The following is a 12,697-nucleotide window of genomic DNA, read 5'->3' as shown; positions in this document are numbered from 1 at the left end:
AGTCGTGCATGCTGGTGAGGAATGCCGCAAGGTTGCGCGTGCGCCACTTCTTGCCGGAGACGCCAGTGGGGCCACCGTATGGAGGAAATCCTCAGTGCGGTTTTTTGTGGAATGGGCACACTGGCGGGCATGACCGCCCCTGCCCCCGCGCCAACCGCTGCCGGTTTCGATCCCGGCCTGATCCTGATGGCCTTCGCGCCGGTTTTCCTGCTGACTATCGGCTGGGAGGCCTGGTATTGGTCGAAGCGCGACCGCTCGGTCTACAGTTGGCGCGACACGTTGTCGAATGCCACGCTGGCGCTGCTGCACCAGGCATCCGATGCGTTTTTCCTCTGGCTCATGATCCGCACGGTCTACACCTGGTGCTACGCGCAGGGCCTGCGCGCGGTGCCCGAGACCTGGTGGTCGTTTGCGCTGCTGTTGCTGCTGCAGGATTTTCTCTACTACTGGTTCCATCGAGCCAGCCATCGCGTGCGCTGGATGTGGGCCTCGCATGTGGCTCACCATTCGTCGGAAGGGATGAATTTCTCCACCGCGTTCCGGCAAAGCCTGACCTATCCGATCTCGGGCATGTGGCTATTCTGGATTCCGCTCGCGTTCATCGGATTTTCGCCAGATTGGGTGATCCTGGCCGTGGGGCTGAACCTGGCGTTTCAGTTCTTCGTGCATACGCGGTTGGGGCGGCGCTGGCCGCTCGCCGAACGGCTCGTGAATACGCCGAGCGTGCACCGCGTGCATCACGCCCGGAATCCGCAATACATCGACCGCAACTATGCCGGCGTACTGACGATCTGGGACCGGATGTTCGGAACGTTCGTGCCAGAGCAGGAGGCACCGATCTACGGCATCACGCGGCAGGTGCGCACGCATAACCCGTTGACGCTGACCTTCCACGAATGGCGGGATATGTTCGGCGATGCGTGGAGAGACCGGGATCTGCGGTATTTGTGGAAACCGCCGGAATGGCGGGCGAAGGCGTCTTCTGAGATTGATATGCCCGCCCTCTCCCCCGGCCCCTCTCCCGGAGGGAGAGGGGAGCAAACCGAGAGCATTTGAACCGAAGCATAAAAAAACCGCGCCACCAGGGCGCGGTTTTTTTGGCCAAACGGCGATGCGGGAATTACACCGCGTCGCGCGAAGCACGCTTACGCTCGTGCTCCTTCAGGTGGCGCTTGCGCAGACGGATGCTCTTGGGCGTGATCTCGACCAGTTCGTCGTCGGCGATGAATTCCACCGCGTATTCGAGCGACATCTGGATCGGCGGCACCAGGCGCACGGCTTCGTCGGTACCCGAGGCGCGCACGTTGGTCAGCTGCTTGCCCTTGATCGGGTTCACGACGAGGTCGTTGTCGCGGCTGTGGATGCCGATGATCATGCCTTCGTACAGCGCATCGCCCGGCTTCACGAACATGCGGCCGCGGTCCTGCAGCTTCCACAGCGCGTACGCCACGGCGTCGCCATCGTCCTGCGAGATCAGCACGCCATTGTGGCGCTCACCCAGGCCGCCTTCGCGCAGCGGCGCGTAGTCGTCGAAGATGTGGCTGATCAGGCCCGTGCCGCGCGTCAGCGTCAGGAATTCGCCCTGGAAGCCGATCAGGCCACGTGCCGGAATGCGGTACTCCAGGCGGGTGCGGCCCTTGCCGTCCGACGCCATGTCGAGCAGTTCGCCCTTGCGGCGGCCCAGTTCTTCCATGACCGAACCCTGGTGGCCGTCCTCGACGTCCACGGTCAGCAGTTCGAACGGCTCGTGCTTCACGCCGCCGATGTCCTTGAACACCACGCGCGGACGCGACACGGCCAGCTCGTAGCCTTCACGGCGCATGTTTTCCAGCAGGATCGTCAGGTGCAGTTCGCCACGGCCCGAGACTTCGAAGATCGTGTCGTCGCCGGTGTCCTGCACGCGCAGGGCCACGTTCGACTTCAGTTCACGGTCCAGGCGCTCGCGCAGCTGGCGGCTGGTGACGAACTTGCCTTCACGGCCGGCCAGCGGCGACGTGTTGACGCAGAAGTTCATCGTCAGCGTGGGCTCGTCCACCTTCAGCATCGGCAGCGCGTCCTGGGCGTCGGGGGCGGTCACGGTGCAGCCAATGCCCAGTTCCTCGATACCGTTGATCAGCACGATGTCGCCGGCTTCGGCTTCGGGCACGATCTCGCGCTCCAGGCCACGGAACTTCAGCACCTGGTTGATGCGGCCCTTGATCGGGTTGCCTTCCGGACCGAACTTGACCACCACGTCCTGCAGCGGCTTGGCGCGGCCACGCGAGATGCGGCCCACGCCGATCTTGCCGACGTAGCTCGAATAGTCGAGCGAGATGATCTGCATCTGCAGGGGACCATCCGGATCGTCGTTACGGACCGGCACCTTGTTCAGCACGGTCTCGAACAGCGGCTTCATGTCGCCGTCGCGCACGTCTTCGGTCAGGCCGGCGTAGCCGTTCAGGCCCGAGGCATAGATGACCGGGAAGTCGAGCTGCTCGTCGTTGGCGCCCAGCTTGTCGAACAGGTCGAAGGTCTGGTTGATCACCCAGTCCGGACGCGCGCCCGGACGGTCGATCTTGTTGATCACGACGATCGGCTTCAGGCCCAGGGCCAGTGCCTTGCGCGTCACGAAACGCGTCTGCGGCATCGGGCCTTCCACGGCGTCCACCAGCAGCAGCACGCCGTCGACCATCGACAGCACGCGCTCGACCTCGCCGCCAAAGTCGGCGTGGCCCGGGGTATCAACGATGTTGATGTGCGTGCCGTTATATTCCACGGCACAGTTCTTTGCGAGGATCGTGATCCCGCGTTCCTTTTCCAGGTCGTTGGAGTCCATCACGCGCTCAACCATTTGCTGGTTGTCGCGGAAGGTGCCTGCCTGGCGCAGGAGCTGGTCGACCAGAGTGGTCTTGCCATGATCGACGTGAGCGATGATGGCGATATTACGGATGGCGCGGGTCATTCGGCGTCCCCTGAATTCGGGCCTACGGAAGAAAAATTAACCCGACATTCTAGCATGTTGCAGCGCAGAACGCGCTACAGATGTTCAGCTTAGATCAAGAGGCGTCATTGCGCATTCGGCAATAACCAATTGCGATGGTTGCCGCCGGCATAGCCGTTTAGCTATATTTGCCCAGACAAATATTGCTGTGCCAAGAGATGACCTCCCGATCACCTTCCTCCGACGCCTCGGAAGCATCCCCGTCCCCCGCAGATGCGTTCGACCCGGCCACGTACCGGATTGGCCGCAGCGTCGGCTATCTGCTGGCACGCGCCAAGAACACGCTGTCGCAAGGCGTGGATCAGGAAGTCAGCAGCCTGGACCTGACCCATACGCAGGCCGTGTGCCTGATGGTGCTTGCCGAGGGCGAAGGCACCAAGGTGACCGAGCTTTCCCGCTGCCTGAATACCGATGCCGGTTCGGTTACCCGGCTGCTGAGCCGCCTGGAAAAGCGGGGACTGATTGCCCGCACCCGCCGCGATGAAGACCGCCGCGTGGTCGATCTCTCCATCACGCCAGCGGGCAGCGCGCTGGTGGAACAACTTCCGGCCATTTTCTGCGACGTGATGCGCCGGGGCTTTGCCGGCTTCAGCCAGCAGGAAATCGAACAGTTCCGCGGCATGCTGCTTCGCATCGTCACCAACACCTGCCCTGCCGGCGAGCCGCTCTGGCCCGAGGACCGCAACTCCGGATAGCGGAACCGCCCGATCCGCCCCGCCAGCCCCCCAGGCATTGAAGAACCCCGCGTCAGCAAACGTTTCTGCTCCATGACACCCATGACACCTTACGCCCCGGCCGCCCGCCGCATCGGCGCCCTGGCCCTGACCGTACTGGCCGCGGCCGTGCTGGCCGGCTGCGCCGCGCTCGGCGATTCGCACGGCACGCAGCGCGTGGCGGACGCCGCCACGCTGGCGTCGCCGCAGACCTTTACCAACGAGCATGGCCAGTGGCCGTCGCAGGACTGGGTCGACCAGTTCCACGACCCCGAACTGCGCAAGCTCGTGGACGAGGCCGTCCACGACAATCCGAACCTGCAGGTCGCCATCGCCCGCCTGCAGGCGTCGCGCGCCATGGCCGATGCCACGCGCGCCGCGCTCTATCCCGGCGTGGATTTCGAGGGCAGCCTGATGCGCCAGCGCTTCTCGCAGACTGACCTGTTCGAGGGCACGCCGCTGGCCGGCTCGTGGCAGAACCAGTCGCGGCTGCAGTTGGGACTGTCGTGGGACCTCGACTTCTGGGGCCGGAACCGCGACGCACTGGAAGCGGCGCTGTCCGAGGACCGCTCGATGGAAGCCGAAAGCCAGGCCGCCCGGCTGATGCTGACCACCTCGGTGGCACGCGGCTACAACCGCTTGGCCGCGCTCTACGCGCAGCGCGACGTCGCCGAGCGGGCCATCGCCCAGCGCCGCGACCTCACCGACCTGTCGCGCCAACGGCTGGCTGCCGGCCTCGACACGCAGGTGGAAACCACCCAGGCACGCGGCACCGTGGCCGCCGCGCAGACCGACCTGCAGCGCGTGGACGAGGAAATCGCGCTGGCCCGCAACCAGATCGCCGCACTGCTCGGCAAGGGTCCGGACCGGGGGCTGCAGATCGCCAGGCCGACGCTGCTGGCCAACGCCACGCCGCAACTGCCGGACGACCTGACCATCGGCCTGATCGGCCGCCGCCCCGACCTTGTGGCCGCCCGCTGGCGCGTGGAGGCCAGCTCGGCCGACATCAGCGTGGCGAAGAAGGAATTCCTGCCCAACATCACGCTGACCGCGTTTGCCGGCTTTGCCTCGCTCGAACCGTCGAACCTGCTGATGGGCGTGAGCCGCACCTTCGGCGTGGGCCCCACGCTGAAGCTGCCGATCTTCGAGGGCGGCCGCCTGCGCGCCAACCTCAAGGGCAAATACGCGCAGTACGACATCGCCGCCGCCAGCTACAACCAGACGCTGGTCGACGCGCTGCGCGAGACCGCCGACACGGTGACCAGCATCCGCAGCGTGGACCAGCAGATCCGCACGCAGCGCGAGGCGCTGGACCTGGCCGAGCACGCCTACACGCTCTCGATCACGCGCTACAAGGCCGGCCTGGGCACGCAACTGACCGTGCTCAACGCCGAAAGCAACGTGCTGCAGCAGCGGCGCCTGGCCACCGATCTGCAGGCCCGCCGGCTGGACCTGCAGATCGGGCTGATGAAGGCGCTGGGCGGCGGCTACGAGTCTCCGGACAGCGCGGCGGGCAACCAGGGCTGAGGCCCCTCCCCCCGCACAGAGACCACGCAGAGACCGCACCGGACCGCACGCAAGAAACACGACGAATACACGGACGAGAATTCCCTATGAGCACCAACCAGCAATCCGCCCCCGTGGCTGAAAACAACGGCAAGCGCCGCCGCCTGCTTGTCTCCCTGACCGCCGCCGTGGTGGTGGCCGGCATTGGCTACGGCCTCTACTGGGGCATCTACGCGCGCCACTTCGAGAATACCGACGACGCCTACGTGGCCGGCAACGTGGTCCAGGTGACGCCGCTCGTGGGTGGCACGGTGGTCTCGATCGCCGCCGACGATACGCAGCTCGTCACGGCCGGCCAGCCGTTGATCCAGCTTGACCGAGCGGACTCGCAGGTCAGCATGGAGCAGGCGGAGGCGCAGCTCGCCCAGGCCGTGCGCGAGGTACGCACGCTGTACGTGAACAACGGCTCGCTGGCCGCCAACGTGGCGCTGCGCGAGGCCGACGTGGCCAAGGCGCGCGACGACCTGCGCCGCCGCCAGGCCATCGCGGGCTCGGGCGCCGTGTCGAGCGAGGAAATCGCCCACGCGCAGACCGCGCTCAAGGCGGCCGAATCGGCCATGATCGCCGCGCAGGAGCAACTGGCGTCGAACAAGGTGCTGACCGACCAGACCACGGTCGAGAAGCATCCGAGCGTGCAGCGCGCGGCCGCCAACCTGCGCTCGGCCTACCTGGCCTTCGCCCGCTCGACGATTCCCGCCCCGGTCACCGGCTATGTGGCCAAGCGCTCGGCGCAGGTGGGCCAGCGCGTGCAGGCCGGCACGCCGATGCTGGCCGTGGTGCCGCTGGACCAGGTCTGGGTCGACGCCAACTTCAAGGAAGTGCAGATTACGCACATGCGCATCGGCCAGCCGGTGGAACTGGAAGCCGACGTCTACGGCTCCAAGGTCAAGTACACGGGCCACGTGGAAGGCTTCTCGGCCGGCACCGGCGCCGCGTTCTCGCTGCTGCCGGCCCAGAACGCCACCGGCAACTGGATCAAGGTGGTGCAGCGCCTGCCGGTGCGCATCGCGCTCGATGCGAAGCAGCTCAAGGACCATCCGCTGCGCGTGGGCCTGTCGATGAACGTCACGGTCGACGTACGCAACGAGGAAGGCGCCGCCATGCTCAGCGCCACCAAGGGCCGCCCGCTGCAGACCGATGTCTACGACAAGGTGGCCGAGGATGCCGACGCGCTGATCGCCCGCATCATCGCCCTGAACAATGGCGGCCGCACCACGGCGCCGGCCGCCGCCACGCGCGGCGTGGCCCCGAAGTCCGCTGCCACCCATGGCTGATTCCATCACCGCAACGCCGGGCGACGCCGCAGCGCCGAAGCCCGCCCCGGCGGCGCCTCCCGCCCGCCCCGCCGCGCACCCGCCGCTCTCGGGCGGCAAGCTCGTGCTGGGCACCATCGCGCTGTCGCTGGCCACGTTCATGAACGTGCTCGACTCGTCGATCGCCAACGTGTCGATCCCGGCCATTTCCGGCGATCTGGGCGTCTCGCCGAACCAGGGCACCTGGGTCATCACCTCGTTCGCGGTGGCCAATGCGATCTCGGTGCCGCTGACCGGCTGGCTGACCCAGCGCTTCGGCGCCGTGCGGCTGTTCGTGCTGTCGATCCTGCTGTTCGTGGTCTCGTCGTGGCTCTGCGGCGTGGCGCCGAACCTGGAGACGCTGCTCGCCGCCCGCGTGCTGCAGGGCGCCGTGGCCGGGCCGATGATCCCGCTCTCGCAGGCGCTGCTGCTGGCCAGCTATCCCCCCGCCAAAAGCTCGATGGCGCTGGCGCTGTGGGGCATGACCACGCTCGTGGCGCCGATCATGGGGCCGCTGCTCGGCGGCTGGATCTCGGACAACATGACGTGGCCGTGGATCTTCTATATCAACGTGCCGATCGGCATCCTGACCGCCTACGTGACCTGGGCAATCTACCGGGACCGCGAAACCCCCACCAAGTCGCTGCCGATCGACCGCATCGGGCTGGCGCTGCTGGTGATCTGGGTCGGCTCGATGCAGCTGATGCTCGACAAGGGCAAGGAACTCGACTGGTTCCACTCGGGCGTGATTGTCGCGCTGACCGTGATCGCCATCGTGGGGTTCCTGTTTTTCCTGATCTGGGAGCTGTACGAGAAGCATCCGATCGTCGATATCCACCTGTTCCGGGGCCGCAACTTCGCCGCTGGCGTGGTCGCGATCTCGGTGGCCTACGGACTGTTCTTCGGCAACCTGGTGATCCTGCCGCTGTGGCTGCAGACGATTATTGGCTATACGGCTACGGATGCGGGGCTGGTCACCGCGCCGGTGGGTATCTTCGCCATCATCCTGTCGCCGATCATCGGCCGGTTGCTGCCCAAGGTCGATGCGCGCTGGGTGGCTACCACGGCGTTCATCACGTTCGGCGCGGTCAGCTTCATGCGGGCGGGCTTCACCACCGGCGTGGATACCCGGGCGCTGGTGATTCCCACGCTGATCCAGGGCGCGGCGATGGCGATGTTCTTCATCCCGCTGACCTCGATCATCCTGTCGGGGCAGCCGCCGGAGAGGATTCCGGCCGCGTCCGGGTTGTCGAACTTCGTGCGGATCACGTTCGGCGCGATCGGCGCCTCGATCTCGACCACGCTGTGGGAGAACCGCTCGGCGCTGCACCACGCGCAGCTCGTCGAGCAGATCAACCCGTACAACCCGGCCTACCAGCAGCAGCTCGACCACCTGATGCAGATGGGCATGTCGAAGATGCAGGCCATGGGGTTGATCGAGCGCAATATCTCCCAGCAGGCGTCGATGCTGGGCGCCAACGATATCTTCTGGGCTTCCGGCGTGCTGTTCTTCGTGCTGATCGTGTTCGTCTGGCTGACGAAGCGGGCGCAGGGCGGCGGCGGGGCGGATGCGGCCGGGGCGCATTGAAGCCTGCCTCCTCGGTCTTGCTCCCCTCTCCCGCCACGCGGGAGAGGGGAAAAACTGAGCGGGAGGTTACAGCTTCACCAACCTCTCCGGCCTCAACGCCCCTTCCCGCATCCTCGCCACGCCCAGCAGCTTCCCTTCCCCGTAGACCCGCGCCAGCGCGCCCTCTTCCGGCGCCTGGCCCTCAGGCAGATCCCGGCGCGCAATCCGCTGCCCCTGCACGAAGCGCCCCGCCGCCGTGGCGTCGAGCGCCACCGGCATGCAGCGTTGCAGCAGTGCATCCACCGGGGCGAGCAAGTCCGGACGCACATCGTCCGCCTGGGCGTCGATCTGTTCGAGCGTCACGGCCCCGTCCAGCGTGAGGTCACCCACGGCGGTCCGGCGCAGGCCGGTCAGATGGGCGCCACAGCCCAGCGCCTCGCCGATATCCTCGGCCAGCGTCCGGATATACGTGCCCTTGCTGCACGTGACCCGCATCGTAAATCGTAGTTTCTCCAAATCGACCGCAAGCAGCGTGATGGCATGGATCGTCACCTGCCGCGCGGCCCGTTCGACGGTCTGCCCGGCACGCGCGTACTCGTAGAGCGGCCGGCCATCCTTCTTCAGGGCCGAGTACATCGGCGGCACCTGCTCGATATCGCCTGTAAAGCGCAGCACGGCCGCATCAAGTGCGGTGCGGTCGCAGGTGACCGGGCGCTCGGTGACGATCTCGCCTTCGGCGTCGCCCGTGGTCGTGGTCGCGCCCAGGCGCACCTCGGCCTCGTAGGTCTTGTCGGCGTCGAGCAGATCCTGCGAGAACTTGGTGGCCTCGCCAAAGCACAGCGGCAGCAGTCCGGTGGCCAGCGGGTCGAGCGTGCCGGTATGCCCGGCCTTGTTCGCGCGCAACAGGCGCTTGGCGCGCACCAGCGCGTCGTTGGACGACAGGCCCAGCGGCTTGTCGAGCAGCAGCACGCCATGGACGTCACGGCGCGGCAAGCGGGGCGGACGGCTGGCTTGGGAATCGGTCATTGCGGAGGGATTCGGGGAGCGCGGCCGGCGGACGCCGGCGCGCGGGGTATGCGGGGGGTGCGGAGCGACTTATTTGTCGTCGCGGTCGTCGCGGTCGTCGCCTGCGGCGTCGTCCTTCGAGCGCGTGGCATTCGCCTCGTTGATCAGCTTCGACATCTCGATGGCATGCTCAACCGACGTATCGTGATGGAAATGCAGCGTCGGCACGGTGTGGATGTGCAGCCGCTTGAACAGCAGCGAGTGCAGGTAGCCGGCCTTCTCGCGCAGGATGCCGGCCGCCACGTCGGGCTCGGCGCCGAGCACGGTGAAATAGACCTTGGCGTGCGCGTAGTCGGGCGTCAGCGCCACCGACTGCAGCGTCACCAGGCCCAGGCGCGGGTCGCGCAGTTCGCGCTGGATCATCTCGGCCAGTTCCTTCTGGATCTGGTCGGACAGGCGCAGGTTACGGGAGGAAATATTGCCTTTCTTGGCCATTCAATACTTTGCTATGCGTTTGCCGGGGCAGATGTGAAAACGGCAGGCCGGAGCCTGCCGTCTTTGCGTTGCGCCTTACAGCGTACGCGCCACCTCGGTGATTTCGTACACTTCGAGCTGGTCGCCTTCCTGAACATCGTTGAAGTTCTTGATCGACAGGCCGCACTCGAAGCCTTGCTTGACTTCCTTGACGTCGTCCTTGAACCGCTTGAGCGAGTCCAGTTCGCCGTCGTGGATCACCACGTTGTTGCGCAGCACGCGGACCAGCGACGAGCGCTTGACCAGGCCGTCGGTGACCATACAGCCGGCCACCGCGCCGATCTTCGGCACGCGGAAGACCTGGCGGACTTCCACCTGGCCAATCGTCGTTTCGCGCTTCTCCGGCGCCAGCATGCCCGACATGGCCGCCTTGATCTCGTCCACAGCATCGTAAATGATGTTGTAGTAGCGGATGTCGATGCCGTTGTGCTCGGCCAGCTTGCGCGCACCGGCGTCGGCCCGCACGTTGAAGCCGATGATGACGGCCTTCGAGGCGGTTGCCAGGTTGACGTCCGACTCCGAGATACCGCCCACGCCGCCGTGCACGATCTGCACGCGCACTTCGGCGGTCGACAGCTTCTGCAGCGACTGCACCAGCGCTTCCTGCGAGCCCTGAACGTCCGCCTTCACGATCAGCGGCAGCGACTGGACTTCGCCCTCGGCCATCTGTTCCAGCATCGTTTCGAGCTTGGCCGCCTGCTGCTTGGCCAGCTTCACGTCGCGGAACTTGCCCTGGCGGAACAGCGCGATTTCGCGCGCCTTGCGCTCGTCAGGCAACACCAGCACTTCCTCGCCGGCGGCCGGCACTTCCGACAGACCCTGGATTTCCACCGGGATCGACGGACCGGCTTCCTTCGCCGGCTTGCCGTTTTCGTCCAGCATGGCACGCACGCGGCCATAGGCGCTGCCTGCCAGCACGACGTCGCCACGCTTGAGCGTGCCGCTGCTGACCAGGATCGTCGCGATCGGGCCCTTGCCCTTGTCGAGCTGGGCTTCCACGACCAGACCCTTGGCCGGCGCGTCGACCGGAGCCTTCAGTTCCAGCACTTCGGCCTGCAGCGAAACCTGTTCCAGCAGGTCGTCGATACCGAAACCGGTCTTGGCGGACACCGGCACGAACGGCGAATCGCCGCCGTACTCTTCCGGCAACACCTGCTCGGCCACCAGTTCCTGCTTGACGCGGTCCGGGTTGCCTTCGGGCTTGTCGATCTTGTTGATCGCCACCACGATCGGCACGCCGGCAGCCTTGGCGTGCGCAATCGCTTCCTTGGTCTGCGGCATCACGCCGTCGTCGGCAGCCACCACCAGGATGACGATGTCGGTCGCCTTGGCGCCACGTGCACGCATGGCCGTGAAGGCCTCGTGACCCGGGGTGTCCAGGAACGTAATGACGCCACGGTCGGTTTCCACGTGGTACGCGCCAATGTGCTGCGTAATGCCCCCAGCTTCGCCCGCGGCAACCTTCGTGCGGCGGATGTAGTCCAGCAGCGAGGTCTTGCCGTGGTCGACGTGACCCATCACGGTCACCACCGGCGGACGCGGCAGCAGTTCGGCGTCGGTATGGTCCTCGCCATCCACCACCAGCAGCGCTTCCGGATCATCCAGCTTGGCGGCAAACGCCTTGTGGCCCATTTCTTCCACCACGATCATGGCGGTTTCCTGGTCCAGCACCTGGTTGATCGTCACCATCTGGCCGAGCTTCATCATCTGCTTGATGACCTCGGACGCCTTGACGGCCATCTTGTGCGCCAGGTCGGCCACCGAGATGGTTTCCGGCACGTGGACTTCGCGGATCACCGGCTCGGTCGGCGCCTGGAAGTTGCTGCGGTCGTCGGCATGCTGCTTGCCGCCACGGCCGCGCGAACCGCTGCGCCAGCCGCCCGTGCCGCCCGACGAATCGCCGCGCGTCTTCAGGCCACCGCCCTTCTTGCCGCCACGGTTGTCGTCCTGCCAGCCGGTCTTGCCCTTCGCACCCTTCTTGTCGGCGGTAGCCGTCGTCGTGGTGGTGGTCGTGGCCGGCGTGGCCTTCTTCTCGTCCTTCTTCGCCTCGGTCGTGGCACCGGCCGGCTTCACCGGCTTGTGCAGCGTGCCGGTCTGCTCGGCCTTCTTTTCCTCGGCCTTGCGTTCCGACGGCGCCTTGAGCACGCGCGGCGGCGCATTCAGCATCTGCTGGATGGCGCGGGCCTCGGCCTCGGCAGCTTCGCGGCGACGGCGCGCGGCGGCGTCCTGCTCGGCGCGGGCCTTGTCGGCGGCCGCCTTGGCGCTGTCCTGCTCGGCACGTGCCTTGTCGGCAGCGGCCTTGGCGTCGTCGGCGTTCTTCTGGGCCTGCACGCGCTCGGCGGCCAGACGCGCCTTGTCGTCCTCGGCCTTCTTGCGGGCGGTGTCCTCGGCGGCGTCGGTCGCGGCCTGCGAAGCAGCGGCTTCCTCGGCGGCCTTCTGCGCGAGCAGTTCAGCCTGGCGGCGCTGTTCGGCCTCGGCGGCTTCCTGGCGCGCACGGCGCTCGGCTTCCTCGCGTTCGGCGGCTTCGCGTGCGGCCTGGGCCTCGGCTTCCTGGCGTGCCAGGGCCTCGGCTTCCTGCCGGCGCTGTTCCTCGTCGCGGCGCGCCTGCTCGGCGGCGGCTTCGGCGGCAGCCTGGGCGTCCGCGCCATCGTCGTGGGATTCGGCCTCGTCACGCTTGATCAGGACACGCTTCTTGCGCACCTCGACCTGCACCGTGCGGGTCTTGCCGGTGGAATCCGACTGGCGGATCTCGGAAGTCTCGCGCTTGGTCAGCGTGATCTTCTTGCGCGCGTCATCAGACTGACCGTGCGACCGCTTCAGGTAATCCAGCAGTCGGGTCTTGTCCGATTCGGTAATGATGTCTTCAGGCTTTGCCTTGCCCACCCCAGCTGCCTGCAATTGTTCCAGCAGTGCAGCAGGGCTGCGGCTCAGTTCTGCGGCCAGTTGGGCAACTGTTGTGCTTGCCATTCAAACCCTTTCAATGCTCGGTTTCTACGTCGGGACAATTCGTATGCGGAAAGCGCGTCCGGGCGTTCACCCG

At 66.4% G+C, this 12,697-nt stretch carries 9 protein-coding genes; 5 read left to right on the top strand and 4 right to left on the bottom strand.

The annotated features are described in order from the left end of the window. The first annotated feature begins 129 nt into the window (after positions 1-129). On the top strand, positions 130-1,056 hold the full coding sequence (locus EV147_RS04540) for a sterol desaturase family protein (protein ID WP_130391187.1): 927 nt from the start codon (positions 130-132) through the stop codon (positions 1,054-1,056). Between the two features lie 64 nt (positions 1,057-1,120). Here the strand turns inward: EV147_RS04540 and typA are convergent, their stop codons facing one another. Continuing rightward, positions 1,121-2,941: a translational GTPase TypA gene (typA, locus tag EV147_RS04535; protein ID WP_130389907.1), complete on the bottom strand. Its 1,821-nt coding sequence runs from the start codon at positions 2,939-2,941 to the stop codon at positions 1,121-1,123. 197 nt (positions 2,942-3,138) lie between these two features. Here typA and EV147_RS04530 point away from each other — a divergent pair, with 197 nt between their 5' ends. From EV147_RS04530 to EV147_RS04515, 4 genes are all read left to right on the top strand, one after another. Then, positions 3,139-3,675, top strand: coding sequence for a MarR family winged helix-turn-helix transcriptional regulator (locus tag EV147_RS04530; RefSeq protein ID WP_130389906.1), 537 nt, complete (start codon positions 3,139-3,141; stop codon positions 3,673-3,675). Between the two features lie 72 nt (positions 3,676-3,747). After that, positions 3,748-5,220 carry an AdeC/AdeK/OprM family multidrug efflux complex outer membrane factor gene (locus EV147_RS04525; RefSeq protein WP_130389905.1) on the top strand — a complete coding sequence of 491 codons (1,473 nt, stop codon included), beginning with the start codon at positions 3,748-3,750 and terminating at the stop codon, positions 5,218-5,220. 86 nt (positions 5,221-5,306) lie between these two features. Further along, positions 5,307-6,533 (top strand): HlyD family secretion protein, encoded by a 1,227-nt coding sequence (locus EV147_RS04520; RefSeq protein ID WP_130389904.1) that lies wholly within the window; start codon positions 5,307-5,309, stop codon positions 6,531-6,533. Further along, a complete protein-coding gene (locus EV147_RS04515; RefSeq protein WP_130389903.1) occupies positions 6,526-8,139 on the top strand; it encodes a DHA2 family efflux MFS transporter permease subunit in 1,614 nt (537 codons plus the stop codon). Before EV147_RS04520 ends, EV147_RS04515 begins: the two co-directional genes overlap by 8 nt. A 66-nt stretch (positions 8,140-8,205) precedes the next feature. On the opposite strand, the gene truB is transcribed toward EV147_RS04515, so the two are convergent. The 3 genes from truB to infB all read right to left on the bottom strand — a co-directional run bounded on the left by truB (position 8,206) and on the right by infB (position 12,624). Beyond that, entirely contained in the window at positions 8,206-9,144 is a 939-nt protein-coding gene (truB, locus tag EV147_RS04510; RefSeq protein WP_130389902.1) for a tRNA pseudouridine(55) synthase TruB, read from the bottom strand. A 69-nt stretch (positions 9,145-9,213) separates the two neighbouring features. Beyond that, on the bottom strand, positions 9,214-9,618 hold the full coding sequence (gene rbfA / locus EV147_RS04505; protein ID WP_130389901.1) for a 30S ribosome-binding factor RbfA: 405 nt from the start codon (positions 9,616-9,618) through the stop codon (positions 9,214-9,216). Positions 9,619-9,693: 75 nt separating this feature from the next. Beyond that, positions 9,694-12,624: a translation initiation factor IF-2 gene (gene infB, locus EV147_RS04500; RefSeq protein ID WP_130389900.1), complete on the bottom strand. Its 2,931-nt coding sequence runs from the start codon at positions 12,622-12,624 to the stop codon at positions 9,694-9,696. Positions 12,625-12,697: the final 73 nt, after the last annotated feature.

The organism is Cupriavidus agavae (assembly GCF_004217045.1).
Taxonomy (GTDB): Bacteria; Pseudomonadota; Gammaproteobacteria; order Burkholderiales; family Burkholderiaceae; genus Cupriavidus; species Cupriavidus agavae.
Note: the sequence above shows the minus strand (reverse complement) of the source record. Positions and strands in the feature narration are given on the sequence as shown.